Source organism: Lentzea sp. NEAU-D7 (assembly GCF_026242055.1).
Taxonomy (GTDB): domain Bacteria; phylum Actinomycetota; class Actinomycetes; order Mycobacteriales; family Pseudonocardiaceae; genus Lentzea.
Genome location: NZ_JAPJDL010000011.1, coordinates 154,230 through 178,370, shown reverse-complemented (window position 1 = coordinate 178,370; position 24,141 = coordinate 154,230). Strand labels below are relative to the sequence as shown.

General features: G+C 70.4%; 21 protein-coding genes. 5 read left to right on the top strand and 16 right to left on the bottom strand.

The genetic code is table 11. The features are described from left to right. Nucleotides 1-42 precede the first annotated feature (42 nt). The 3 genes from ORI60_RS23235 to ORI60_RS23225 form a co-directional block, all read right to left on the bottom strand. Nucleotides 43-2,322, bottom strand: coding sequence for a proprotein convertase P-domain-containing protein (locus ORI60_RS23235; protein ID WP_266036651.1), 2,280 nt, complete (start codon nt 2,320-2,322; stop codon nt 43-45). 482 nt (nt 2,323-2,804) lie between these two features. Further along, nucleotides 2,805-3,164 (bottom strand): S1 family peptidase, encoded by a 360-nt coding sequence (locus tag ORI60_RS23230; RefSeq protein WP_266036650.1) that lies wholly within the window; start codon nt 3,162-3,164, stop codon nt 2,805-2,807. A 208-nt stretch (nt 3,165-3,372) separates the two neighbouring features. Continuing rightward, nucleotides 3,373-4,659, bottom strand: a complete 1,287-nt coding sequence (locus ORI60_RS23225; protein WP_266036649.1) for an MFS transporter — start codon at nt 4,657-4,659, stop codon at nt 3,373-3,375. A 154-nt stretch (nt 4,660-4,813) separates the two neighbouring features. Between ORI60_RS23225 and ORI60_RS23220 the strand changes: the two genes are divergently transcribed. Further along, nucleotides 4,814-5,362: a class I SAM-dependent methyltransferase gene (locus ORI60_RS23220; RefSeq protein ID WP_266037280.1), complete on the top strand. Its 549-nt coding sequence runs from the start codon at nt 4,814-4,816 to the stop codon at nt 5,360-5,362. A 177-nt stretch (nt 5,363-5,539) separates the two neighbouring features. Here the strand turns inward: ORI60_RS23220 and purU are convergent, their stop codons facing one another. From purU to ORI60_RS23195, 5 genes are read right to left on the bottom strand one after another with little or no spacing between them, the layout of a single operon-like run. After that, nucleotides 5,540-6,382: a formyltetrahydrofolate deformylase gene (purU, locus tag ORI60_RS23215; protein WP_266036648.1), complete on the bottom strand. Its 843-nt coding sequence runs from the start codon at nt 6,380-6,382 to the stop codon at nt 5,540-5,542. Beyond that, entirely contained in the window at nt 6,382-6,960 is a 579-nt protein-coding gene (locus ORI60_RS23210) for a sarcosine oxidase subunit gamma (RefSeq protein ID WP_266036647.1), read from the bottom strand. Before ORI60_RS23210 ends, purU begins: the two co-directional genes overlap by 1 nt. Next, nucleotides 6,950-9,787 (bottom strand): 2Fe-2S iron-sulfur cluster-binding protein, encoded by a 2,838-nt coding sequence (locus ORI60_RS23205; RefSeq protein ID WP_266036646.1) that lies wholly within the window; start codon nt 9,785-9,787, stop codon nt 6,950-6,952. The genes ORI60_RS23210 and ORI60_RS23205 overlap by 11 nt, the downstream gene beginning before the upstream one ends. Then, a complete protein-coding gene (locus ORI60_RS23200; protein WP_266036645.1) occupies nt 9,784-10,065 on the bottom strand; it encodes a sarcosine oxidase subunit delta in 282 nt (93 codons plus the stop codon). The genes ORI60_RS23205 and ORI60_RS23200 overlap by 4 nt, the downstream gene beginning before the upstream one ends. 8 nt (nt 10,066-10,073) lie before the next feature. Beyond that, the gene (locus ORI60_RS23195) at nt 10,074-11,312 is read right to left on the bottom strand and encodes a sarcosine oxidase subunit beta family protein (protein ID WP_266036644.1); all 1,239 of its coding nucleotides are present in this window, start codon (nt 11,310-11,312) and stop codon (nt 10,074-10,076) included. Between the two features lie 69 nt (nt 11,313-11,381). On the opposite strand from ORI60_RS23195, the gene ORI60_RS23190 reads away from it, so the two are divergent. Then, complete coding sequence (locus tag ORI60_RS23190) at nt 11,382-12,041, top strand: GntR family transcriptional regulator (RefSeq protein ID WP_266036643.1); 660 nt, start codon at nt 11,382-11,384, stop codon at nt 12,039-12,041. Here the strand turns inward: ORI60_RS23190 and ORI60_RS23185 are convergent. The 7 genes from ORI60_RS23185 to ORI60_RS23155 all read right to left on the bottom strand — a co-directional run bounded on the left by ORI60_RS23185 (nt 12,004) and on the right by ORI60_RS23155 (nt 20,855). Then, nucleotides 12,004-13,620, bottom strand: coding sequence for a BCCT family transporter (locus ORI60_RS23185; RefSeq protein ID WP_266036642.1), 1,617 nt, complete (start codon nt 13,618-13,620; stop codon nt 12,004-12,006). The genes ORI60_RS23190 and ORI60_RS23185 overlap by 38 nt on opposite strands. Nucleotides 13,621-13,625: 5 nt before the next feature. Continuing rightward, the gene (locus ORI60_RS23180) at nt 13,626-14,756 is read right to left on the bottom strand and encodes an aromatic ring-hydroxylating oxygenase subunit alpha (protein WP_266036641.1); all 1,131 of its coding nucleotides are present in this window, start codon (nt 14,754-14,756) and stop codon (nt 13,626-13,628) included. Between the two features lie 20 nt (nt 14,757-14,776). After that, nucleotides 14,777-15,070: a hypothetical protein gene (locus ORI60_RS44620; RefSeq protein WP_323055896.1), complete on the bottom strand. Its 294-nt coding sequence runs from the start codon at nt 15,068-15,070 to the stop codon at nt 14,777-14,779. Next, nucleotides 15,067-17,514 carry a GcvT family protein gene (locus ORI60_RS23170; protein WP_266036640.1) on the bottom strand — a complete coding sequence of 816 codons (2,448 nt, stop codon included), beginning with the start codon at nt 17,512-17,514 and terminating at the stop codon, nt 15,067-15,069. Before ORI60_RS23170 ends, ORI60_RS44620 begins: the two co-directional genes overlap by 4 nt. Next, the gene (locus ORI60_RS23165) at nt 17,511-18,596 is read right to left on the bottom strand and encodes an S-(hydroxymethyl)mycothiol dehydrogenase (protein WP_266036639.1); all 1,086 of its coding nucleotides are present in this window, start codon (nt 18,594-18,596) and stop codon (nt 17,511-17,513) included. The genes ORI60_RS23170 and ORI60_RS23165 overlap by 4 nt, the downstream gene beginning before the upstream one ends. A 14-nt stretch (nt 18,597-18,610) precedes the next feature. After that, entirely contained in the window at nt 18,611-19,891 is a 1,281-nt protein-coding gene (gene glyA, locus ORI60_RS23160; protein WP_323055895.1) for a serine hydroxymethyltransferase, read from the bottom strand. Between the two features lie 181 nt (nt 19,892-20,072). Then, nucleotides 20,073-20,855, bottom strand: a complete 783-nt coding sequence (locus tag ORI60_RS23155) for an IclR family transcriptional regulator (protein WP_266036638.1) — start codon at nt 20,853-20,855, stop codon at nt 20,073-20,075. Nucleotides 20,856-21,020: 165 nt separating this feature from the next. On the opposite strand from ORI60_RS23155, the gene ORI60_RS23150 reads away from it, so the two are divergent. Further along, entirely contained in the window at nt 21,021-21,338 is a 318-nt protein-coding gene (locus ORI60_RS23150; protein WP_266036637.1) for a bifunctional 3-phenylpropionate/cinnamic acid dioxygenase ferredoxin subunit, read from the top strand. 13 nt (nt 21,339-21,351) lie between these two features. On the opposite strand, the gene ORI60_RS23145 is transcribed toward ORI60_RS23150, so the two are convergent. Next, on the bottom strand, nt 21,352-22,122 hold the full coding sequence (locus ORI60_RS23145) for an SDR family oxidoreductase (protein ID WP_266036636.1): 771 nt from the start codon (nt 22,120-22,122) through the stop codon (nt 21,352-21,354). Between the two features lie 62 nt (nt 22,123-22,184). Here ORI60_RS23145 and ORI60_RS23140 point away from each other — a divergent pair, with 62 nt between their 5' ends. Next, complete coding sequence (locus ORI60_RS23140) at nt 22,185-23,429, top strand: MFS transporter (RefSeq protein ID WP_266036635.1); 1,245 nt, start codon at nt 22,185-22,187, stop codon at nt 23,427-23,429. Nucleotides 23,430-23,434: 5 nt separating this feature from the next. Beyond that, complete coding sequence (locus tag ORI60_RS23135; RefSeq protein WP_266036634.1) at nt 23,435-24,046, top strand: TetR/AcrR family transcriptional regulator; 612 nt, start codon at nt 23,435-23,437, stop codon at nt 24,044-24,046. Nucleotides 24,047-24,141: the final 95 nt, after the last annotated feature.

Below are 24,141 nucleotides of genomic sequence, written 5' to 3'. Positions count from 1 at the left end.
TACCCAGTGAGGGGTTAAACCAAGAGGCCACTTGTCGTGGAGCTACGGGGTCAGGTTGATGCCCCACGTGTCGATCGTGCCCACATCGGACGCCGCGAGGTCGCGGACGCGGAGCTTCCACGTGCCGTTGGCGCCCTCTCCCGCGAGGTTGGCGGTGAAGGTGCGGTCGATGTTGTCGGCGGAACCGCCCGAGCGGTTGTGCAGCGTGTACGACGTGCCGTCCGGCGCGATCAGGGCCACCGTCAGGTCACCGACGTACGGGTGGACGATCCGCACCGTCACCACCGAACCGGCGGACGGCGTCGCGGAACACCCGGAGATCACGACGTCGCTGTCGACCGCGGCGCCCGCGTCCGGGATGGCGACGTCGGCGGGGTTGGTGCCGGCGCAACTGCCGCCACCGCCGCCCGTGACGGTCAGCGAGTAGGTGGCCGTGCGGGAGGCGGAGCCGGCCGCGGTGATCGTCACCGGGTAGGTGCCCGCCGCGACGGACGCCGTCGTGCTGATGGTGAGCGTCGAGCTCGACCCCGTCTGGACGGACGCCGGGCTGAACGAGGCCGTCGCGCCGGAGGGGAGCCCGGACGCCGACAGCTGCACGCTCTGCGGGTCGCCGCTGACCGTCGCCGTGCCCACGGTGGCCGAGACCGACGAGCCCGCCGCCACCGAACCGGACGCCGGAGACACCGACACGGAGAAGTCGGCGCCCGGCGTGCCGGTGCCGACGGCCGACTTCCACAGGGTGTAGGCGATGCCGTCGACCGCGCGGTTGAGGTGCGTGTCGCTGATGTTCGCGGTGGTGTCGCACGAGGCGTGGTAGCAGGGGTCGAACGCGGCACCCGAGGTACCGCCCCACTTCGTCGCCTGCGCCGCGGTCTTGCGGGCGCTCGCGCCCATGGCGTAGCCGGACGCGGGGATGCCCGCGTTGGTGAAGGACGCGTCGTCGGAACGGTTGCGGCCCTCGGTGTTCTCCTCCGGCTGCAGGCCCAGGGAGTCCCAGTACGCCTTCATGTGCGTGGACTGCGCCGAGGTGATGTTGTTGATGAAGTAGCCGCCGTTGGTCGAGCCCACCATGTCGAAGTTGAAGTAGGTCTTGATCTTCGTGCGCTCGGTGGACGGGAGCTGCGAGACGTAGAAGCGCGAGCCGTTGAGGCCCTGCTCCTCGTCGGTCCACCAGCCGAAGCGGACCTTGTTCAGCATCGAGGGGTTGGTGCGCGCGAGCACGAGCGCGGTCTCCAGCAACGCCGACGAGCCCGAGGCGTTGTCGTTGATGCCCGCTCCCGCGGACACGCCGTCGAGGTGGGCGCCGAACATGTAGACGTTGTTCGCGTTGCCGCCGGGCCACTCCGCGATCACGTTCGGGCCGGCACCGGTGGTGCAGCCCGAGGTGCAGGGCTGCTCGGTGACGCTGAAGCCCGCCGCGGTGAGCTTGTCCTTCACGTACGTCACGGACGCGCGGTAGCCGGCCGAGGTCGAGCGCCGGTTGCCGCCGTTCTGCGAGGCGATCGTGCCGAACGCGGTCAGGTGCGCCTTGACCGCGTTGATGTCGATGTCCGGGATCTGCGGCCCGGTGCCGCCGGTGACCGTCAGCGTGTAGGTCGCGGTCTTGGTCGTGCCCCCCGCGGCCCGGACCGTGATCGGGTAGGTGCCCGACGAGATCGACGCCGCGGTGCTGATCGACAGCGTGGAGTTCGTGCCCGTCGTGACGGACGAAGGGCTGAACGACGCGATGGCGCCGGAGGGCAGCCCGGTCGCGGTCAGCGCGACGGTCTGCGCCTGGCCCGCGGTCGTCTGGGTCTGCACGGTCGTCGAGACCGCCGAGCCCGCCGCCACCGAACCGGACGCGGGCGAGACGGCGACGGAGAAGTCGTTCGCCGGGGTCGAGCCGCCGAGGTTCAGCGACCACGCGTCGATCCGGCCGACGTCGTTGTTCGCGTTGTCGTTGACCCGCAGCTTCCAGGTGCCGTTCGAGGTCTCGCCCGACAGGTCCACGGTGTAGGTCTGGTCGATGTTGTCCGCGGATCCGCCCGAGCGGTTGTGCAGGACGTAGGCGGAGCCGTCCGGGGCGACCAGGCTGACCTGGAGGTCGCCGACGTAGGTGTGGACGATCTTCACCGGCACCGTGGCGGTCGCGGACGGGGCCGAGGCGCAGTCGGAGATGACGATCGACGACTCGACCGTCGTGTTGTCACCGATCGCGACGTCGCCGTCGTTGGTGCCGGAACACCCGGCCAGTGCCGCGGGCGCGGCCGATGCGGGGACGGCCAGCGCCGCCACGGTCATCGACACCAGTGCTGTGGCGAGCAGAGATCTTCTTCTTCGCACAGTCGGGCTCCTTCGCAGGGATGCAGGGTCACGCGACCGTAGCCGCCGAAGTCGCGGCCGGCACCCGGTCGTTCGGATGGTTGTCGTCACGATCGGCGTGCGGCGTTCCGCCGATGTCCGTTTTCACTTTCAAGTCGTGGCTTCCGTTGGGCCATCAGAGGGATAGCGTCGGAGAACCGGCCGGAAGGAGACATCGATGTCGCTCTCGCCAGACACGCCTCCCGGCTTCGCGGACACCCTGCGCGCGGCCGTCGTGGCGCGGGGCCTGTCGCTGGAGCGGATCCGCGACCACCTCGCCCGCCGCGGGGTGTCGGTCAGCCTCGCGACGCTGAGCTACTGGCAGACGGGGCGCAGCCGGCCGGAGCGCCGGGCGTCGCTCACGGCGGCCGGTCATCTCGAAGAGGTGCTGGCGCTCGAACCCGGTGCGCTGTCCGGGCTTCTCGGGCCCGCGCAGCGCGGAAGCCGCCGTGAGACGAGCACGATCAGCGCGTTCTGGCCGGTGCCGTCGGTGATGGACGACGTCGTCGGCGGGGTCGACACGCGCTGGGACGGACCGAGCAGTACGTCTCCGACCCCGGCCACCACGGGCTGCCGGCCTGCACGGTGCCGGCCTGCTGGCGTTGCTGGGACCTGGTCTCCACGACGTGGACACCGTCGCCGAGCGCGCGCACCTTCTCCAGGAACCGTTCGGTGGCTTCGGTTTTGCGCGTGGTGTTGACGGTGACGTCGACCCGGTTGTCGCGCACGTCGACGCCCCAGCTGTACACGCCGGGCACGCCGTCGCCGATCAGCTTCTCGACGTCACCGAGCAGGTTCTCCAGGTCGGCCGCGCTGCGTCGCACGACAACGGCCTCGACGCCCTCGGCCCGCGCCCGCCGTGCGGCTCGCTCGTCCGCAACGGCGACGGTGAGCTTGCCTGAGCGCCAGAATCGATCCGCACGCGGCAGCGATGATTTTGCTGCGCATTCGCATGAGTGGAACTCCTTCAAAAGGCAGGGTGCGGAAACGGTATTCCGGCCTGCCTCGAAGGCGCATTGTTCAACTGTTCAGTCAGCGCGGCCAGCGCACGTGCTCGTCGTTGATGCGGAACTCGTGGGCGTGCGTCCACACAACGCCCTCGGCGTCACGGTGTTCGTGCTCGACCACTTCCGGATCGTGCGTGGGCCAGAACTTCACGGCGATGACCGCGGCCGCGGCGGTCACCGTGCCGAGAACGAGGAAGGCCGTGCCCGTGCCCGCGGACGTCGCCGCCCAGCCGGCGAGCGGGTAGCAGAACAGCCAGCAGGCGTGGGACAGCGCGAAGTCCGCGGCGAACAACGCCGGGCGGTCCGCGGGATCGGCGGAGCGGCGCAGCAGACGCGCTCCCGGCGTGAGGGCGAGCGAGCACCCGGCGCCGATCAACGCCCACAGCACCAGCAACGTCTGCCAGTGCCCGGCGAGCACGGTTCCCGCGCACAGCACGACGACCAGCAGGACCGCCGCGCGCAGCACCACGGCGCGGTCCGCGAACCGGTCGAGCAGCCCGGGCAGGGTGAGTGCCGCGACGAGCGATCCCAGGCCGTTCGCGGCCAGTGCGACGGCGACGTCGGACGCGTCGCGGCCGAGGCCGTCCCGCACGTGGGCCACGGTGTTCACGAACACCATCGAGCCCGCGGCCGCCGCCGCGAGGTGCACGGCGAGAAGCCCGCGCAACCGCGGGGTGGCGAGGTAGATGCGGATGCCGCGCGTGGTGGCGTCGTACCAGTCCCCCTTGCGCGGCAACGACTTCGGGCGCGGCAGTGCGACGGAGAGCACGAGCAGGGCCGACGCCGCGAAGCCGAGAGCCGTGCCGAGGAACAGCTCGTGGAAGCTCACCAGCGCCAGAGCCGCGGCGGCGAGCGCCGGACTGAGGAGGCTCTCCAGGTCGTAGGCGGTGCGCGACAACGTGATCGCGCGGGTGTAGTCCCGTTCACCGGGCAGGACGTCCGGCAAGGTCGCCTGGAACAACGGCGTGAACGCGGCGGATCCCGCCTGCAGCAGGAAGATCAGCACGTAGACGTGCCACACCTCGCCGGCCCACGGCAGCACCGCCGCGACCGCGACGCGGACGAGGTCCAGCGCGACCAGCACCGCCCGGCGGGGCAGCGCGCCGAGCACCGCCGTGGCGATCGGCGCCACCGTGACGTAGGCGATCATCTTGATCGCCAGCGCGGTGCCGAGCACCGCGCCCGCCGCGGACCCGGCCAGGTCGTACGCCAGCAGGCCGAGCGCGACGGTCGCGAGTCCCGTTCCGGTCAGCGCGACGACCTGGGCGCCGAACAGATTCCGGTAGACGGGATCGCGCAGAACGGAAACCACGGCGGAACTATAAGCACCAGAACAGGTTTGCGTCGACGGTGCAACAGCCGAACACTGGCAACAGCAATGGATTCACATTAATCCAATGTAGGATTTCTCCGTGCCCACCCCGTACGACGCCGTCGCCCCGCTGTACGCCGAACTCATCAGCGACATGCTCGACACCAGGCCGCTCGAACGCGCGATGCTGGCCGCGTTCGCCGAACTCGCCGACGGGCCGGTGGCGGACCTCGGCTGCGGCCCCGGCCACCTGACCGCGCACCTGCACTCGCTCGGACTGGACGTCTTCGGGCTCGACCTCTCCCCCGCGATGATTTCTCTCGCCCGCGAGGCCCATCCGGACCTGAGGTTCGAGCAGGGAACGATGGCCGCGCTGGACCTCGACGACGGCGTTCTCGGCGGAATCCTGGCGTTCTACTCGGTCATCCACATGCCGCCGCACGAGATCCCGGCCGTGTTCGCCGAGTTCTTCCGCGTGCTGGCACCGGGAGGCCACCTGCTGCTGGGGTTCTTCGCGGGTGACGATCCCGAGCCGCAGGAGTTCGACCACAAGGTGGTGCTCGCCTACCGCTGGTCGCCCTCCACCTTGGCGGAGCTGCTGGGGAAGTCCGGTTTCGCCGAGGTCGGGCGGCTGGTGCGGAAACCGGTCGAGGGTGAACGGTTCCTGCAGGCCCAGCTGCTGGTGCGCAAACCCACCGCCTGAGCACCCTGCCAGAAGCCCTGACCGAAGCGGCAGGACTCTCTCTGACGTGGGCGCGTTTCATGTTTGGTTATCGCACGCGGGAGCTTTCGTGCGGTAGGAGGGCACGCGTGGGCCCCGCGTGCAGCCCGGAGTGGCGGGGGGGGAGGAGGGCTGGCGCAAGCCGGCTCCGGACACGACCTAGCGGAAGACCACCGTGCCGTTGCCGTTGAGCAGGACGCGGTGCTCGCAGTGCCAGCGGACCGCCCGCGACAGGGCGAGCGCCTCGGCGTCGCGGCCCGCCGCGGTCAGCGCACGCGGGTCGTAGGAGTGGTCGACGCGCAGGACCTCCTGCTCGATGATCGGGCCCTCGTCGAGGTCCGGGGTGACGTAGTGGGCCGTCGCGCCCACGTACTTCACGCCCCGGTCGTAGGCCTGGCGGTAGGGCTTGGCGCCCTTGAAGCCGGGCAGGAACGAGTGGTGGATGTTGATCACGCGGCCCGCGAGCTTCGCGCACAGGTCGTTCGACAGCACCTGCATGTACCGCGCCAGCACCACCAGGTCGGCCTGGTACTCCTCGACGAGCTCGACCAGCCGCTGTTCGGCGGCCTGCTTGGTGTCGGCGGTGTTCGGCACGTGCACGAAGTCCAGGCCCGCCGCCTCCGCCATCGGCCGCAGGTCCTCGTGGTTGGACACGACGGCGGCGATCTCCCCGCCGAGACTGCCCGCGCGCCAGCGGAACAGCAGGTCGTTCAGGCAGTGCCCGGCCTTCGACACCATCACGAGCAGGCGCGGCGGCCGGTCGTCCCACAGGTCGAAGTCCATCTCGAACTCGCTCGCGACCTTCGCGAACTCCGTGGCGAGGTCGTCGGCGTCCGAGGAGTCGCACGAGAACGCGGTGCGCAGGAACAGCTTCCCGCGCACGTCGTCGTCGAACTGCTGGTGCTGCACGATGTCGCAGCCGTGGTCGACCAGGAACGACGTGACGGCGTGCACGATGCCCGCTCGCTCCGGGCAGTGGAGGGTCAGCGTGAACTGGGCCATCACGCCACCGCCAGGTACTCGGTGCACGCGTCGGCGAGCCACGCCGCGAAGTACTCGGCGAACGACGACCGCACCAGGATCGTGCACCGGTCCTCGCCTGTCACCTGCAGGACGATCCCCGTCCTGGCGAGGAGTGTCTGCACGCAAGTGCCGACGGGAGCCGAAGACGGGTGCAGGTCCACGGAACATCCGTGAGCAAGCACCTGCCGGACGAGCGGCCCTTGAAGGACCACGGTCGTGCGCTGCGCCGAAGTGTCCACAACGGACCCTCCGGCAGTCCCGAGCGCGCCACGCAACACCTCCTCGATCGTGACCTGCAGGCCGGGCGAGGCCGTGACGAGGAACTCGTCCGGTCCGAGCCAGAGCACCTCGGCGTCCCCGAATGGTCCGGTGCCGGAGGTGAAAGTGCAAGCAGCGGAAGGGAACGGGACTCCGAGCGCCGAGCCCGCCGCCGCGAGTGCGTCCGGGTCGGACACGCGGACGGTGAGCTGCGAGCGGAACGGCACCTCGGCGACGTCCAGCACCGGGGCGAGCGCCGCCAGGCGGTCGCGCCAGGCGGCGAGGGGACTAACCGTCACGACGGGCTCCTTCCTTGTCGTACAGCACGGATTCGGTGACGGTGACCGGCACGAGCGAGTCCTCGACGGGCACGTACAGCGTCTCGCCGATGCGTTCGTGGCCGGAGCGCACCAGCGCCAGCGCGAACGTGCGGCCGAGGGCCGCGCTGGGATAGCTCGACGTGACGTGGCCGAGCATCCGGACCGGCGGTTCGGGCAGGCGGTCGGTCTCCACGATCTGCGACCCCTCCGGCAGCAGCACGGCCGGATCTACGGGCAGGAGTCCCACGAGCTGCTTGCGGTCCGTGCGGTTGTTCTCGGCGCGGGCGAACGAGCGCTTGCCGATGAAGTCGGGCTTCTTCTTCGACACCGCCCACGACATGCCGAGGTCCTGCGGCGTGACCGTCGCGTCGGTCTCCTGCCCGATGATCGGGTAGCCCTTCTCGGCGCGGAGCACGTGCATGGTCTCGGTGCCGTACGGCGTGATCCCGTACTTCTCCCCCGCCGCCATCAACGCCTCCCACACGGCGATGCCGTGCCACGCGGTCACGTTGATCTCGTAGGCCAGCTCACCGGAGAAGCTGATCCGGCACACCCTCGCCGGCACGCCCGCGACCTCCGCCTCGCGCCAGGTCATGAACTCGAACGCCTCGTTGGAGACGTCCAGCGACGGGGCCACTGCGGCCAGCACGTCCCGTGACCGCGGGCCCACCAGCGGGATCGTCGCCCAGTGCTCGGTGACCGAGGTGCAGTGCACGTCGAGGTGCGGCCACTCCGTCTGCAGCCACTCCTCCATCCAGTCGAGGATCTTGGCCGCGTTGCCGGTGGTCGTGGTGACGAGGTACCGCTCCTCACCGACCCGGATCACGGTGCCGTCGTCGATCACCATCCCGTCGACGCCGCACATCACGCCGTAGCGGATCCTGCCGACCTTCAGCGTGCTCATCATGTTCGTGTAGAGCATGTCCAGGAACTTGCCGGCGTCGCGGCCCTGCACGTCGATCTTGCCGAGCGTCGAGCCGTCCATCATGCCGACGCTCTCGCGCGTGGCCTTGCACTCGCGCAGCACGGCCGTGTGCAGGTCTTCGCCGTCGCGCGGGTAGTACCAGGGCCGCTTCCACTGGCCGACGTCCTCGAACAACGCCCCGTGCGCCACGTGCCACGGGTGGATCGACGTGACGCGCACCGGGTCGTGCAGCTCGCCGCGGTCCCGCCCGGCCAGCGCGGCGAACGACACCGACGTGAACGGCGGGCGGAACGTCGTGGGCCGCTGCTCGGCCAGCTCGACGCCCAGCTCCTCCGCGACGATGCCCGCGGCGATCATGCCGGACGTCTTGCCCTGGTCGTGCGCGGTGCCGATGGTCGTGTAGCGCTTGACGTGCTCCAGCGACCGCAGACCCGCGCCGGTCGCCCGCAGCACGTCCGCCACGGTCGAGTCCCGTTGCAGGTCGACGAAGCTCGCGTCGTCGTCGCCCGGCACCCGCCACAGCACCAGGCCGGAACGGGCGGTGCAGCGCGAGTCCGACACGGGCAGCGGAACCTGGCCGCCGGGCGTGAACCCTGCGGCGGCCGCGGCCTGCGCACCGGCGTCCCGGCCCTGCCGCGCGCACGCGCCGAGGTCCAGTTCGCCGGTCGCGGACCCGGCGACCCGCACGGTGGGAAGTTCCTCGCCCGGCACGAAAGCGCCGAGTTCGGCGTCGTAGCGCAGCTTGCCGCGCGCCTGGCTGAACAGGCTCACCACCGGGTTCCAGCCGCCCGACACCAGGACGGTGTCGCAGTCGACGGTGAGGTCCGGCGAGGTGGCGGCCAGCGGAGCGATCCGCGCCCCGGTCACCCTGCGGTCTCCGTCGGTCCCGGCGACCACGTGCCCGGCGCGGACCTCGATGCCCCGCGCCGCGCACTCCGCCGCCAGCCGGGCAGGCGGCTCCGGGCGGGCGTCCGTGACCAGCGCGATGTCCACACCGGACTCGGCCAGGTCGATCGCCGCGCAGTAGGCGCTGTCGTCGGTGGTGAACACGACCGCCCGCGAGCCGGGCAGCACGCCGTAGCGGTGCAGGAACGTGCGGGCCGACGAGGCGAGCATGATCCCCGGCCGGTCGTTGTCGGCGAAAGCCACGGGGCGTTCGTGGGCACCGGTGGCGAGCACGGTCTGCCGCGTCCTGATCCGCCACACCCGCTGCCGGGCGACCGAGGCCGGCGCCGCGAACCCGAGGTGGTCGGTGCGCTTCTGCAGCGCCAGCACGAACCCGTCCTGGTACATGCCGAACGCCGTGGTCCGCTCCAGCACCAGCACACCCGGTGTGCTCTTCAGCTCCGCCACGACGTCCGCGACCCACTCGGCGGACGGCCGGTCGTCCAGGTACTCGTCCACACCCAGCAGCGCGCCACCGGCCTGGTTCTGCTCGTCGACCAGCACCACCCGGGCGCCGCTGCGAGCGGCGGTCAGCGCCGCGACCAGGCCGGCGGGGCCGGCACCGACGACCAGCACGTCGCAGTGCTCGTGCTTGGCGTCGTAGCGCGCCGGGTCCGGTTCGGGTGACAGCCGTCCCTGACCCGCCAGCCCGCGCGCCACCAGGCCGTCGTACAGCTCGACGGTCGTGGCGAGCAGCATCGGCTCGGAGAACGGTGCCTCGACCTGCACCAGCGACGTCGGGTCCTCGGACCCCGCCGCGACGATCCCGCGCGGACGGCCGAGCTTCACGCTGCTGCCGATCTGGTGCACCCCGTGGGCGAGCAACGCCGACGCGAGCGTGTCGCCGGGGTGCCCGGTGTACGGGCGGCCGTTGAAGGTGAAGTGCAGCAGGGTGTTCCGGTCGATCGAGCCACCGGTCGGGGTGCGGAAGGTCATGCGGTCACCTCGGGCATGGGCTCGCCCACGCGGTAGACGGCCAGCAGGTCGTGGGTGCGGGTGTCGCGGACGGCGTTGAACCACCGCCGGCACCCGGCGTGGTGGCTCCAGCGCTCGGCGAACGGGCCGCTCGGGTTCTCCCGGAAGAACACGTACTGCGCCCACTGCTCGTCGGTCAGCGCGGCCGGGTCCTCGGGGTAGGCGACGTGGGCCTGGCCGCCGTAGTGGAACTCCGCTTCCTCGCGCGGGCCGCACCACGGACACGGGATGAGTTGCATGCCTGCTCCTAGTGCGCGACGGCGGCGGCGCCGTGCTCGTCGACGAGAGCGCCCGTGGTGAAGCGCTCGAGGGTGAACGGCTCGTTGAACGGGTGCGGCTTGTCGTGGGCGATGGTGTGCGCGAAGCAGTCGCCGACACCGGGTGTGGCCTTGAAACCGCCGGTCCCCCAGCCGCAGTTGAGGTACAGGCCGCCGACGGGCGTGAGGCCGACGATCGGCGAGGCGTCCGGGCTGACGTCGACGATGCCCGCCCACGTCCGCAGCAGGTGTGCCCGCGCGAAGACCGGGAACAGTTCCAGCGCCGCCGACATCTGCTGCTCGATGATGTGGAACGAACCCCTTTGCCCGTAACCGTTGTAGCTGTCGATGCCCGCGCCCATCACCAGTTCGCCCTTGTGCGCCTGGGAGACGTAGACGTGCACGGCGTTCGACATCACGACGGTCGGGTGGACGGGTTCGAGCAGTTCGGAGACCAGGGCCTGCAACGGGTGCGAGGCGAGCGGCAATCGCAGCCCGACCATCTTCGCGAGCACCGAGCTGTGGCCCGCCGCGCACAACGCGACCTTGCCGGCCGCGATGCGACCGCGTGACGTCTCGACGGCGGTGATCCGGCCGCCGGACGTCTCCAGCCCGGTGACCTCGCAGTTCTGGATCAGGTCGACGCCCATCGCGTGCGCCGCCCGCGCGTAGCCCCACGCCACGTAGTCGTGCTTCGCGATGCCCGCGCGCGGCTGGTAGGTCGCGCCCAGCACCGGGTAGCGGACGTCCGGCGAGGTGTTGACGATCGGGCAGATCTCCTTGACGCCGGCGGGATCCACCCACTCCGCGTCGATGCCGTTGAGCCGGTTGGCGTTGACGCGCCGGACGCTGTCGCGCACGTCCTGCAGGCTGTGCGCCAGGTTCAGGACCCCGCGCTGGTCGAACAGGATCGGGTAGCCGAGGTCGTCCTCCAGGCCCTCCCACAGCTTCAGCGAGTGCTCGTAGATGCCGGAACTCTCGTCCCACAGGTAGTTCGACCGGATGATCGTGGTGTTGCGGGCCATGTTTCCGCCCGCGAGCCAGCCCTTCTCCAGCACGGCGACGTTCGTGATGCCGTGAACCTTCGCGAGGTAGTACGCGGTCGCGAGGCCGTGCCCTCCGCCGCCGACGACCACGACGTCGTAGGAGGACTTCGGTTCCGGGTCGTCCCAGAGGAAGTCGGGGTGCTCCGGCAGGTGCGCTCCGGGCGGCTGAGCCGAGCTGGTCATGCGCGACGCCTCCAGCTGAATCATCTGGTCGACTACTGGTATATCAGTCTGTGCGTTACCGTAGGTCACATGAACGCACGGGTCAACGACGAGCCCGCCTCCGTCTCACTCACCGAGCGGGCGTACGCGGTCCTGCGAGATCGCCTGGTCATGCTGGAGATCAAGCCGGGTGAGCCCATCAACGAGGACAGGCTGCGCACCGAGCTCGGCGTCGGCCGCACCCCGATCCGCGAGGCTCTCAAACGGCTGGAGCAGGAACGGCTCGTCGTCGCCTTCCCGCGCCGCGGCACGTTCGCCACCGACGTGAACATCTCCGACCTCTCCCACATCTCCGAGGTGCGCAGGACCCTGGAACCCCTCGCCGCGGCGGCCGCGGCCGAACGCGCCACGGCGCAGGACAGGGCCGCTCTCACCGAGCTGCGCTCACGGCTGGACACGGCGGCACCGACGGGCGACAACACGGAACTCCTGCGCACCGACGTCGGCGTGCACCGCGCGATCTACGGGTGCGTGCACAACCCGTTCCTCGAGGACACCCTGATCTCCTACGACAACCTGGCCACCCGGATCTGGTGCGTGTTCCTGCCACGACTGCCCGGAATGGCTGGTCACGTCGACGAACACGTGCCCCTCCTCACCGCGATCGTCGAGGGCGACGCGAAGAAGGCGAGCGAGCTCGCCTCCCAGCACGTCATCGGTTTCGAACAGGCGATTCGGGCGTTGATCTAGCGATCTGGTCGACGGTGTGGGCGCAGTGCTTCTCCCACAGCACCATCGGGTCGCTGCGCAGGTCCTTCGCCAGCGCCACGCACAGCACGACCATGACCAGCGCGAACGGTGCCGCGGCGATGATCGTGAGGTTCTGCAGCCCCGTCAGCGCGGTCGCCCCTCCACCACCGACCAGCAGCATCACCGCGGCGACGCCACCGGTCGCGACGCCCCAGAACACCACCAGCCGCCGGTGCGGTTCGATGGCTCCGCGCTGCGACAACGAGCCCATCACCAGCGAGGCCGCGTCGGCGCCGGACACGAAGAAGATCGCCACGAGCACCATCACGACCACCCCGGCGACGCCCGCCAGCGGGAACTGCTCCAGCACACCGAACAGCTGGGACTCGGGGTTCGCCGCCCCAGCGAGGTCGGTTCCGCCGCGCTGCAACGTGATCGCCGTGCCGCCCATGATCGTGAACCAGACCAGGCTCACCGCGGACGGCACCAGGATCACGCCGCTGACGAACTGCCTGATCGTCCGGCCGCGGCTGATCCGCGCGATGAACATGCCGACGAACGGCGTCCACGAGATCCACCACGCCCAGTAGAAGATCGTCCAGGACGCCAGCCAGCCCTCCATCGCGCTCCCGCCGGACGCGGCGGAGCGGGAGACCATCTCGCCCATCTCGCGGAAGTAGTCGCCGATCGCCGCCGGCACCAGGTTCAGGATCAGCACGGTCGGCCCGACGACGAACACGAACACCGCCAGCACCGTCGCCAGCACCATGTTGATGTTCGACAGCCACTGGATGCCCTTGGCCACCCCCGAGACCGCCGACGCCACGAACGCCACCGTCAGCACCGCGATGACACCGATCAGTACGCCGACGCCGGGGTTCTCCGACACGAACCCGCCCGCCCTCAACCCGCTGCCGATCTGCAGAGCGCCGAGACCCAGCGAGGCCGCCGACCCGAACAGCGTCGCGAAGATCGCCAGGACGTCGATCACCCGGCCCAGCGGCTTCTCGGACACCCGGTCGCCGAACAGCGGTGCGAACGCGGCACTGATCAGCTGCCTGCGGCCGCGGCGGAACGTGCCGTACGCGATCGCGAGGCCGACGACGGCGTAGATCGACCACGGGTGGATCGCCCAGTGGAAGAGCGACGTCGCCATCGCGGTCTCGACCGCCGCGTCCGAGCCGCCCTCGACCGTGCCGGGTGGCGGCTTCACGAAGTGCGACAGCGGTTCCGCGACGCCGTAGAACATCAGGCCGATGCCCATGCCCGCGCTGAACATCATCGCGACCCACGAGATCGTCCGGAACTCCGGCCGCTCGTCGTCCTGCCCGAGCGGGATCCGGCCGTAGCGGCTGAAGGCCAGCCACAGTGCGAAGATCACGAACCCGGTCGCCGCCGTCAGGAACGCCCAGCCGGTGTAGCGGATGACCCAGGCGAGCACCGCGGACGAGACACTCCCAAGACTCGCCGTGCCGAGCACTCCCCAGGCAAGGAAGGCGGCGGCGACGACCGCGGACACCGTGAAGACCACGCGGTCCGTGTGGATTTTCGTCGCGGGTAAGAACTTCGGTTCGGACATGGTGTCTACCACCTCGTCGCGGATGTGACTTCCTGGACCCAGCGGTGGAACTCCCCGATGTGGTGCTCGGAGGGAACCAGCACTCCCCCTTGCGCGTAGGCCCGCGACGACATCGCGGGCTGGCACCGTTCGCACGCCTCGAAGTCCTGCTCGTTGACGCGGTGGAACAGCTCGACCGACCGCGACACGTCCTTGCCGGTCGCGACGACGTCCTTGGCGTAGAGCCAGTCGCACTCGACGATCGTGCGGTCGGCGGCCATCGGGAACATCCGGTGGATGATCACGTGGTCCGGCACGAGGTTGATGAACACCTGCGGCCGCACGGTGATCGCGTAGTACCGGCGTTCCTGGTCGGAGGCGACGCCGGACAGGTTCTCGAAGCCCTCGCTCCCGTCGATCGTGAAGCCCTTGATCTCCTCGCCGAACACCGCCCCGTGCCCGACGTAGTACTGCGCGGCGTACCCGTCCGCGAACTCCGGCAGGACCTCCGTGAGCTCGGGGTGGATGGTCGCGCAGTGGTAGCACTCCATGAAGTTCTCGATGATGAGCTTCCAGTTGGCCTTGACGTCGTAGGTGATCCGGCGGCCCAGCTCCAGCTCGCTGACCTGGTAGTTGCCGATCGCGTCGAGGTTGCCCAGGCGTTCGCGCACGTCCTGCTGCACGGTCTCCTCGAACGACGCCGGCTCGTCGGCCAGCGAGATCCACGCGTAGCCGAGCCATTCGCGCAGGTGCACGGTCTTGAGCCCGTACTCGACGCGGTCGACGTCCGGCATGGAGGTGAGGTTCGGCGCGGCGACCAGCTTGCCGTCCAGGCCGTAGGTCCAGGCGTGGTACGGGCACTGGAAGTTGCGCTTGACCGTGCCGGTCTCCTCGACGCACAGCTTGGCGCCGCGGTGCCGGCAGATGTTGAGGAACGCGCGCAGCGACCCGTCGCGCGAACGGGTCACCAGGACGCTCTCGCGTCCGATCTGGACGGTCCGGAAGTTGCCGGTGTCCGGCAGGTCGGCGCCGCGGACCGCGCAGAACCACATCCGCTCGAAGATGTTCCGCTGCTCCAGCGCGAAGATCGCCGGGTCGGTGTAGGTGTTGCCGGGCAACGTGGGGATCAGGCTGGACGGGAGGTCGGTCGCGGTCATGGTGGCTCCGTGAGGGGAAGTCAGAACAGGAGAGATCGCGCGTCGCGGCCGGCGCAGATGACCAGCAGCGGTGCGGCGTGGGTGCTCGACCGCGTCAGCACGCGGGCACCCGTTCCGGACGGCTCGACGTGGAAGTCGATCACCGTCTCCTCGAAGCGCAGGTCCGCGCCCGCCCGGAAGGCCTCGTCCGAACTGGGCAGCTCGGCCTGCGACCGGCTGTCCAGCCCGAGCACCCGCAGTCCCCGCGCGGCGAGGCGGTGCGCGGCCGCCCCGCCGAGGTCGCCGAGCCCGATGACGATGACGTCGTGGGTCATGACCGGATCCGTTCCATCTTCGGGTCGAAGAGCGGTTCGGACGACACGACGGCCTGGACCCGCTCACCGAAGTACCCGATCTCGACCGGCGTGCCCTCCACCGCCACCCCGGCGGGAAGCCAGGCGTAGGCGATGTTCTTGCCGATCGAGTAACCGCGCGCCGCGCTGGTCACGTACCCGACCGGCACTCCTCCGGCGAACACGGGCTCTGACCCCATCACGACCTGGTGGTCGTCGTCGATGACCAGGCAGGTGAGCTTGCGTGCCACCGTGGCCTCCGACTTGCCCTCCAACGCCTTGCGGCCGTGGAAGTAGCCCTTGTTCATCCGGACCGCGAAGCCCAGCCCCGCCTCGAACGGGTCGTGCTCGGTGGTCACGTCGGCGCCCCACGAGCGGTAGCCCTTCTCCAGCCGCATGCTCGTGAACGCGCTGCGGCCGGCCGCGATGACACCGTGCCGCTGCCCGGACTCCCAGAGCGTGTCCCACAGCCTGCGTCCCATGTCGGCGGTCGTGTAGAGCTCCCAGCCGAGCTCACCGACGTACGACAGGCGCATCGCGGTGACCGGCACCTCGCCGATGAAGGCTTCCTGGGCCTTGAAGTACCCCATCGCCTCGTGGGAGAAGTCGGTGCGGGTCAACGGCTGCAGGAGATCGCGGGCCAGCGGCCCCCACAGGCCGATGCAGCACGTGCCGGGGGTGATGTCGGTGATGTGCACGCCGCCGTTGGGCGGCATGCGCCTGCGCAGCCAGTCGAGGTCGAGCGGGCCGTTCGCGCCGACCTGGAACCGGTTCTCGCCGAGCCGGGCGACGGTCAGGTCGCTGCGCACTCCCCCGTCCTCGTTGAGCAGCAACGTGTAGACCACCGCGCCCGGCTTGCGGTCGAGCTGGTTGGTGGTCATGGTCTGCAGGAACGTCAGCGCCTCCGGGCCGCTGACCTCCAGTCGCTTCAGCGCGGTCATGTCGAACATCGCGACCCGCTTGCGCGCGACGAGGGCCTCGGCACCGGCGATCGGCGACCAGAACCGGGACGCCCACTCGTTGCGTCCGGGGATCTGGGCGACCTCGGGCAGTGAGGCGTTGGCCTCGTACCAGTGCGGCCGCTCCCAGCCCGACGCTTCGAGGAACACCGCGCCCAGTTCCACCTGCCGCTCGTGGAACGGGCTGGTGCGCAACGGCCGCGGGTTCTCGGCCGGCTGCAGCGGGTGCAGGACGTCGTAGACCTCGACGAACGCCCGGCAGCTGCGCTCGTGCACGTAACCGGGCGAGCGCTGGACGTCCTCGAACCGGTTGAGGTCGCAGCCGTGCAGGTCGACGCCCGGCTGCCCGTCGACCAGCCACTCGGCCATCGCCTTCGCGACGCCGGCCGAGTGCGTGATCCACACGGCCTCGGCCACCCAGAACCCGTTCAGGCCGGGGTGTTCGCCCAGCAGCGGGTTGCCGTCCGGGGTGAAGGAGAACAGGCCGTTGACGCCCTCCTCGACCTTCGAGTCGGCCAGCACCGGCAGCAGGTCGACGGCGGCGTCCCAGGAGGTCTCGAAGTCCTCCGGGGTGAACGCGATCTCGGACGGCATGGTCGGCGCCACGTCGAAGTCGAGGATGTCGTCCGCCGAGATCGGCATCGGCCGGTGCCCGTACGCACCGATGCCGATGCGGTCGACGTGCTCGCGGAAGTACAGGTCCGCGTCCTGGTGGCGCAGCAACGGCTTCGACATCTCGGACAGCTCGGTGTTGACGCCCTTCAACGCCGGCAACGGGGCCGTCTTCACGTACTGGTGCGCCATCGGCACGAGCGGGATGTCGAGGTCGACCATCCTGCCGATGCGCGGGCCCCACATGCCGACGCAGGACACGACGACGTCGGCCTGGAACGTGTCGTGCTCGGTGACGACGGCCTTCACCCGGCGACCGGCGCGTTCGATACCGGTGACCTTGTGGTGTGCCAGGAACTTTGCGCCGCGTTCCACCGCCCTGCGTGCCTGCGCCTCGGCCGCGCGCAGCGGCTTCGCGAGGCCGTCGCCCGGGATGTGGAACCCGCCGAGGATCTTGGCCGGGTCGAGCAGCGGGTGCAGCCGCGCGCACTCCTCGGGGTCGCGCAGAAAGCTCTCGACGCCCCACGACGTCGCCCAGCCGTGGCGGCGCTTGATGTCCGTCCAGCGTTCCGGGGTGGTGGCGACCTCCAGGCCGCCGAGCTGCTGGAAGCACCACTGGTCGTCCAGCGTCAGCGCCGCGTACTTCTCCACGGTGTACTTGGCGAACGACGTCATGGTCTTGCAGCCGGTGGTCTGGAACACCAGGCCCGGCGCGTGGGAGCTCGACCCGCCGGTCGCGAAGAGCGGTCCCTGTTCGAGCACGGTGATGTTGGTCCACCCGCGTGCGGTCAGTTCGTCGGCCAGCGCGCATCCGACGATGCCCGCGCCGATCAGCACGACTCTCGGCTGGGTCACAGGACCACCACCGAACGCAGCACGCGGCCGTGGTGCATGTCCTCGAACGCCTTCTCGACGTCGCCGAGCCCGATGGTCTCCGAGACGAACGCGCCCAGGTCCAGCCGGCCCTGCAGGTACAGGTCGATCAGCATCGGGAAGTCCCGTGAAGGCAGGCAGTCGCCGTACCAGGACGACTTCACCGCGCCGCCGCGTGAGAACACGTCGATCAACGGCAGTTCGAGCTTCATGTCCGGGGTCGGCACACCCACGAGCACGGCGAGACCTGCGTGGTCACGGGCGTAGAACGCCTGCTGGAACGTCTCCGGGCGGCCGACCGCGTCGATCACGACGTCGGCGCCGTTGCCCTCGGTGAGCTCCCGGATCGCCTCCACGACGTCCTGCTCGCGGCCGTTGATCGTGTGCGTGGCACCGAAACGACGTGCCCATTCGAGCTTGGTGTCGTCGAGGTCGACGGCGATGATCGTGCGCGCCCCCGCCAGCCGGGCGCCCGCGATGGCCGCGTCACCGACACCGCCGCAGCCCAGGACCGCCACGCTGTCGCCGCGGGTGACGCCGCCGGTGTTGATCGCGGCGCCGATGCCCGCCATCACGCCGCAGCCGAGCAGGCCCGCGACCTCCGCCGGTGCCTTCGGGTTCACCTTGGTGCACTGTCCCGAGTGGACGAGCGTCTTCTCGGCGAACGCGCCGATGCCCAGCGCGGGTGACAGCGGTGTGCCGTCCTGCAGCGTCATGGGCTGCGCCGCGTTGTGGGTGTTGAAGCAGTACTGCGGACGGCCGCGCAGGCAGGAGCGGCACGAACCGCACACCGCGCGCCAGTTGAGGATCACGAAGTCGCCGGGTACGAGGTCGGTCACGCCGTCGCCGACGGCCTCGACGACGCCCGCGGCCTCGTGCCCGAGCAGGAACGGGAACTCGTCGTTGATCCCGCCCTCCCGGTAGTGCAGGTCGGTGTGGCAGACCCCGCAGGCCCGCACCTCCACCAGCGCCTCGCCGGGGCCGGGGTCCGGCACGAGGACGGTCTCGACCGAGACCTTGGCCCCGCGCCCCGCAGCCACGACACCGTTCACCGCATGTGCCACTTGAGTCGCTCCTGTCAGAGGTGGGGGTAGAGGGGGTTCTTCGCCGCCAGCCGGGCGACGCGAGCGGAGAGGTCGTCCTCGTCGGAGGACGGCTGGAGCGCCACGGCGATGATGTCGGCGACCTCGGCGAAGTCGCCGGCGGTGAAGCCGCGGGCGGCGAGGGCGGGAGTGCCGATCCGCAGGCCGGAGGTGACCATCGGCGGGCGCGGGTCGAACGGGACGGCGTTGCGGTTGACGGTGATGCCGATGCGGTGCAACCGGTCCTCGGCCTGCTTGCCGTCCATTTCGGACTCGACGAGATCGACGAGCACGAGGTGCACGTCGGTGCCGCCGGAGAGCACCCGCACACCGGCTTCGGCGCAGTCGGGCCGCGTGAGGCGTTCGGCCAGGATGCGCGCGCCTTCGAGGACGCGCTGCTGGCGTTCGCGGAACTCACCGCCCGCCGCGATCCTGAACGCGACCGCCTTGGCCGCGATGACGTGCTGCAGCGGCCCGCCCTGCTGGCCGGGGAACACCGCGGAGTCGATCTTCTTGGCCAGCTCCCGCCGGCACAGGACCACGCCACCGCGCGGGCCGCCGAGCGTCTTGTGGGTCGTGGTGGTGACGATGTCGGCGAACGGCACGGGGTTCGGGTGCAGCCCCGCCGCGACGAGACCGGCGAAGTGCGCCATGTCGACCATGAGCCTGGCCCCGGCGAGGTCGGCAATGCGGCGGAACTCGGCGAAGTCGAGCTGCCGGGAGTGGGCGGACCAGCCCGCGATGATCAGCTTCGGCCGCGACTCCAGCGCCAGTCGCTCGACCTCGGCCATGTCCACGCGGCCGGACTCCCGGTCGACGTGGTAGGCCACGACGTCGTACAGCCGGCCGGAGAAGTTGATCCGCATGCCGTGCGTCAGGTGGCCGCCGTGCGCGAGGTCTAGCCCCATGATCGTGTCACCCGGCTGCAGCACCGCCGCCATCGCCGCGGCGTTGGCCTGCGCGCCGGAGTGCGGCTGGACGTTCGCGTGCTCGGCGCCGAACAACGCCTTCACCCGCTCGATCGCCAGCGACTCGACGACGTCGACGTGCTCGCACCCGCCGTAGTAGCGGCGGCCCGGGTAGCCCTCCGCGTACTTGTTGGTCAGCACCGATCCCTGCGCCTGCAGCACGGCGACCGGCGCGAAGTTCTCGGAGGCGATCATCTCCAGCGTCGACCGCTGGCGGTGCAACTCGGCGCGGATCCCGGCGGCGACCTCCGGGTCGAGTTCGTCGAGGTCCTGGTCCAGAACTGTGGTGGTGGGAACGGAGAGCGACAACGGGCCAACCCTTCCGAGCAAGTTCCGCAATACGCAACGAGGTCCGCATTATGCAACTGCAGCGCGCATCACGGTGCGACCCGCGCGAGCCGTTGTCAAGCCCTTGTCGCACGGACGGAGGCACCCGAAAAGGAGAGGAGCCCCCGGCCGCGGCCGGGGGCTCCTCGTTTCCGAATCTCTTTCACGGCACGGGATGCCCCATGCGGACGGAGAGGTCTCGCGACGCGACGCGCAGCTCCTCGACGATCTCGGGCATGCGCTTCTGCGAGAGCCGGTAGGCGGGACCGGCGGCGCTGATGGCCGCCACGACGTCGCCGCGCGAACCGAACACCGGCACGGCGACCGCGTGCAGGCCGGCCTCCAGCTCCTCCATGCAGGTGGCGAACCCGTCCTCGGCGGTGCGGCGCAGCACGCTGCGCAGCTTCACGGGATCGGTGATCGTGCGCGGGGCGCAGGACTCCAGGTCGCCCGAGAGCAGGCGTTCCTGCTCGGCCGGCGACGCGGCGGCGAGCAGGACCTTGCCGCTCGAGGTGGCGTGCAACGGCGTGCGCTGGCCGATCCAGTTCTGCGCCGCCACGGCGGAGCTCCCCCGCGCCTGGCTCACGTTGAGCGCGACGTCGCTGTCGAGGATCGCGATGTTCACGGTCTCCCCGAGCCGGTCCGCCAGCGCCGAGCAGACGGGACCTCCCACCCGGACGTAGTCGAGCTGACCGCTCACCGCTCCGGCGAACCGCAGCATGCCGAGACCGATCCGGAACGGACCGCGTTCGCCGTCCTGCTCCACGAGCTCACGGGCCTGGAGCGTGTAGACGAGTCTGGACGCGGAGGACTTGTGCACACCGAGCTCGGCGGCGATCTCGGTGATCCCCGCTTCCCCGTTGCGGGCCAGCAGCTCCAGCACCGACACCGCCCGATCGACCGATTGCACCAGCGCAGGGTCGCGCGCCTCCCCGTTGTTGCTCATCACGCAACACTATCCGATTGGCGCAACGCTGTGTTGCGAACGAGTACGCGGTGTTGCACCGAGAAGACGCTCGGCGCTTGAGCCTTGACGCGTCCCGAAGACCTCCGTCATTCTGCTGTTGCGTATCGCACACCCAGTTCCGTAATACGCAACGGAGGGTTCCTGATGATCACCGCTTGCGCCGTCGACGACCTGCCACCAGGCGAATCCGTGCGGATCGACGGCCAGCCCGCGATCGCGGTCTTCAACGCGGACGGCGAGTTCTACGCGATCGACGACACCTGCAGCCACCAGGACGCCTCCCTGTCCGAGGGCTGGCTGGAGGGGTGCTTCGTGGAATGCCCGTTGCACGCCGCGCTATTCGACCTCCGCACCGGCGTGCCGACGTGCCTGCCCGCCAAGAAGGCCGTGCGCACGTACCCCGTCGTGGTGCGGGACGGCGTGATCCACGTGGACACGGGTGGCCGGGAGGCCGTGGCCTGAGAAGGGTCGCGTCTCACAACGCGGCCAGCAAAGCGGCCGTCCGCTGCTCCAGGTGCGGCCGGACGTCATAGCCCGTGAAGATCCACGGTGAGCGCTTCTCCATCCCCGCCAGCACCATCTCACCCACCTCGTCGATGCCCGGCCCGCTGCTCAGGAACTCCTCGACGGCGGGCACGTGCTCCTCGTGCAGCGCAACGTCCGCGGCCAGTGCCCTGGTGTTCGCGACGATGTCCGTGTCGACCGGGCCCGGGCACAGCACGCTGACCTCGATGCCGTGCGCGGCCACGTTCAGGCGCAGCGACTCGGACAGCCCCACGACGGCGAACTTGGCCGTCGCGTACAGCACGTTCGGGTCGGACACGAGCCCGGCGGCCGACGCGGTGTTCACGACGTAGCCGCCGGCACGCTCGATCATCCGCGGCAGGAACGTCTGGATGCCGTTGATCACGCCGGTCAGGTTGACGGCGAGGGCCAGGTCCCACTTGTCGTAGGTCAGCTCGGTGACCGGGGCGTGCGGCACGATGCCGGCGTTGTTGAACAGCAGGTCCACCGGCCCCAGAGCCCGTTCGGCCTCGTCCGCCGCCTTCTGGAACGCCGCCCGGTCGCGCACGTCCAGCAGGTGGGCCTCGGCACCCAGTTCACCGGCCGCGCATTCCAGCGCGGGCGCGTCGACGTCGGCCAGCGCCAGGCGCACGCCGCGCTTCCCCAGCGCCCGTGCGATCCCCAGGCCGATCCCCCTGGCACCGCCGGTGACGAAGGCGGCCGAACGCGTCCATTCCCGCATGGGAACACCCCACTATGTTGATCTGCCGACACTATGTTGACTGACACAGTAGCCTGCTCAGAATGACCACGACATCGCTCAGGGAAGTTCTCGCCACCGGCGGGCCCGCCACCGTCGGGGTGCTGGCGGGCCTCCAGGTGCTGGACAGCGTCGACGGCGTGATGTTCGTGGTCTTCGCCCCGGAAATCCGCGAGTCGCTCGGCGTCAGCACAGCGACCATCGGCGTCGTGGGAGCCCTCGCCGGGGTGATGGTCGCCCTCGCCGCTCTCCCGCTCGGCCTGCTGGGCGATCGCCACCGCCGCACCACCATCGCGGGCGTGGCCACCCTCGTCTGGGCCGTGGCGGCGGGGCTTCTGGGCCTGGTCCAGCACCTCTGGCAGGCCGTCGTGCTCCGCGTGGCCGCGGGCATCGGCAAGGCCAACGAAGGACCGATCCAGTCGTCGCTGCTCGTCGACGCCTACCCGCCGGCGGGGCGCGGGCGGGTGCTCGGGCTGCACCGCGGCGGGCAACCGCTCGGCATCGTCACCGGCCCCCTGCTGGCAGCGGCCTTCGCGGCGTTGATCCCCGAGGAGCACGAGCCGTGGCGCTGGGCGTTCGCCTTCCTCGCCGTGCCGGCGCTCCTGCTCGGCCTGGCCGCGTTGCGCCTGCCCGAACCCGTCCGCGACCACACCACGGCGACACCGCGCGGCGTGCTGAAGGAACTCGCGAAGATCCGGACGTTCTCGGGCGTGGTGGTCTCGCTGGGCGCGTTCGGGGTCTCCGTGACGACGATCCCGATCTACCTGAACGTCATCCTCGAGGAAGACCTCGGGCAGGGCGCGGCGTCCCGCGGCGTGATCACCGCGGTCTGCGCGGCCGGCGGACTGCTGGGCGCGACGCTCGGAGGGTTCTTCAGCGACAGGCTGTTCCGGCGCAGCCCTCGGGCGTGCCTGCACCTCGCGGCGGGCTCGCTCGCGGTGCTCGGCATCGGGTTCGCGGCGCAGGCGCACGCGCCCGGCGTCACGACCTACGTGGCCGTCGGGGTGGTCACCCAGGCCATGACGTTCGCGGGCATCGTGCCGCTGAGCCTCGTCGTGGCCTCGGTGACGCCGAAGGAGTTCAGGGCGACGGCGTTCGCACTGGTCGGGGTCTTCACGGCGGTGGTCGGCGGACTCGGTGGCGCGGTGCTCACCGGCGTGGCCGAGAAGCTGTGGGGCGCGCAGGCGGCGGTCGCCGCGGTCGCGCCGCTGGCCTCGGTCGTCGCGGGCCTCGTGCTGATCGGCACCGCCCGGCACGTGCCGGGGGACGTCGCCCGGGTCGTACGATGATCGCCGTGAACTCCCCAGGGCAGCGCCGGATCGACGAGATCGGCGACGAGAGCCGACGCCGCATCCTGGACGCCGCCGAGGAACTGTTCGCCGAGCGAGGTTTCGACCGGACGTCCTTTGTGGACATCGCGAGGCGGTCGGGCATCAGCCGCGGCTCGATCCCCTGGCACTTCAAGAACAAGGACGGCCTCGTGATGGCCGTCGTGGAGCGCGCGGTCGCGCGGATCTGGCCCGCCGAGCGCTACGAGACGGTGCCGTCGCTCACCGAGGTGTTCGCCGAGACCGCCGAGCTGCTCAGGAGCGGCAACTCGGCGCTGGTGTTCATGATCCTGGTCGAGGCGCTCGGCGACCGCGGCGTCGTGCACGACCAGTACCGGCAGTTCTTCGCCCGCAGGCGTGAGGGCATCGAGGAACTGCTGCGGTTCAAGCGCCCCGCCGGCGTCGATCCCGTCCAGGCGGCGGAGCGGGAGCGCACCGCGGCCGTGGCGCTGAACGGCGCGCTGCTGGGCATCCACCTGCAGGCCCTCGTCGATCCGGAGAACGTGGATCTCGACGCCGCGCTGGTCTCGGTCGCCACGATGTTCGACCGGAACCTCGCGGACGTCTGGCGCGACTGAAGCACCGCGCCAGGGCTGCGAGGTGGAGGCGAAGGAGATCGCCGACACCACCGAACGTGATGCCTCGTCGACCGCGTCCGGCCGCGACCCGACAG

What these genes read in the sequence shown, in the direction of transcription:
- ORI60_RS23220 (WP_266037280.1), top strand. Translation starts at nt 4,814, where the DNA reads ATGCTCGACACCAGGCCGCTCGAACGCGCGATGCTGGCCGCGTTCGCC.
- ORI60_RS44620 (WP_323055896.1), bottom strand. Translation starts at nt 15,070, where the DNA reads ATGACCCACGACGTCATCGTCATCGGGCTCGGCGACCTCGGCGGGGCG.
- ORI60_RS23155 (WP_266036638.1), bottom strand. Translation starts at nt 20,855, where the DNA reads ATGAGCAACAACGGGGAGGCGCGCGACCCTGCGCTGGTGCAATCGGTC.
- ORI60_RS23145 (WP_266036636.1), bottom strand. Translation starts at nt 22,122, where the DNA reads ATGCGGGAATGGACGCGTTCGGCCGCCTTCGTCACCGGCGGTGCCAGG.
- ORI60_RS23200 (WP_266036645.1), bottom strand. Translation starts at nt 10,065, where the DNA reads ATGCAACTCATCCCGTGTCCGTGGTGCGGCCCGCGCGAGGAAGCGGAG.
- ORI60_RS23150 (WP_266036637.1), top strand. Translation starts at nt 21,021, where the DNA reads ATGATCACCGCTTGCGCCGTCGACGACCTGCCACCAGGCGAATCCGTG.
- ORI60_RS23140 (WP_266036635.1), top strand. Translation starts at nt 22,185, where the DNA reads ATGACCACGACATCGCTCAGGGAAGTTCTCGCCACCGGCGGGCCCGCC.
- purU (WP_266036648.1), bottom strand. Translation starts at nt 6,382, where the DNA reads ATGGCCCAGTTCACGCTGACCCTCCACTGCCCGGAGCGAGCGGGCATC.
- ORI60_RS23195 (WP_266036644.1), bottom strand. Translation starts at nt 11,312, where the DNA reads ATGACCAGCTCGGCTCAGCCGCCCGGAGCGCACCTGCCGGAGCACCCC.
- ORI60_RS23190 (WP_266036643.1), top strand. Translation starts at nt 11,382, where the DNA reads ATGAACGCACGGGTCAACGACGAGCCCGCCTCCGTCTCACTCACCGAG.
- ORI60_RS23180 (WP_266036641.1), bottom strand. Translation starts at nt 14,756, where the DNA reads ATGACCGCGACCGACCTCCCGTCCAGCCTGATCCCCACGTTGCCCGGC.
- ORI60_RS23205 (WP_266036646.1), bottom strand. Translation starts at nt 9,787, where the DNA reads ATGACCTTCCGCACCCCGACCGGTGGCTCGATCGACCGGAACACCCTG.
- ORI60_RS23185 (WP_266036642.1), bottom strand. Translation starts at nt 13,620, where the DNA reads ATGTCCGAACCGAAGTTCTTACCCGCGACGAAAATCCACACGGACCGC.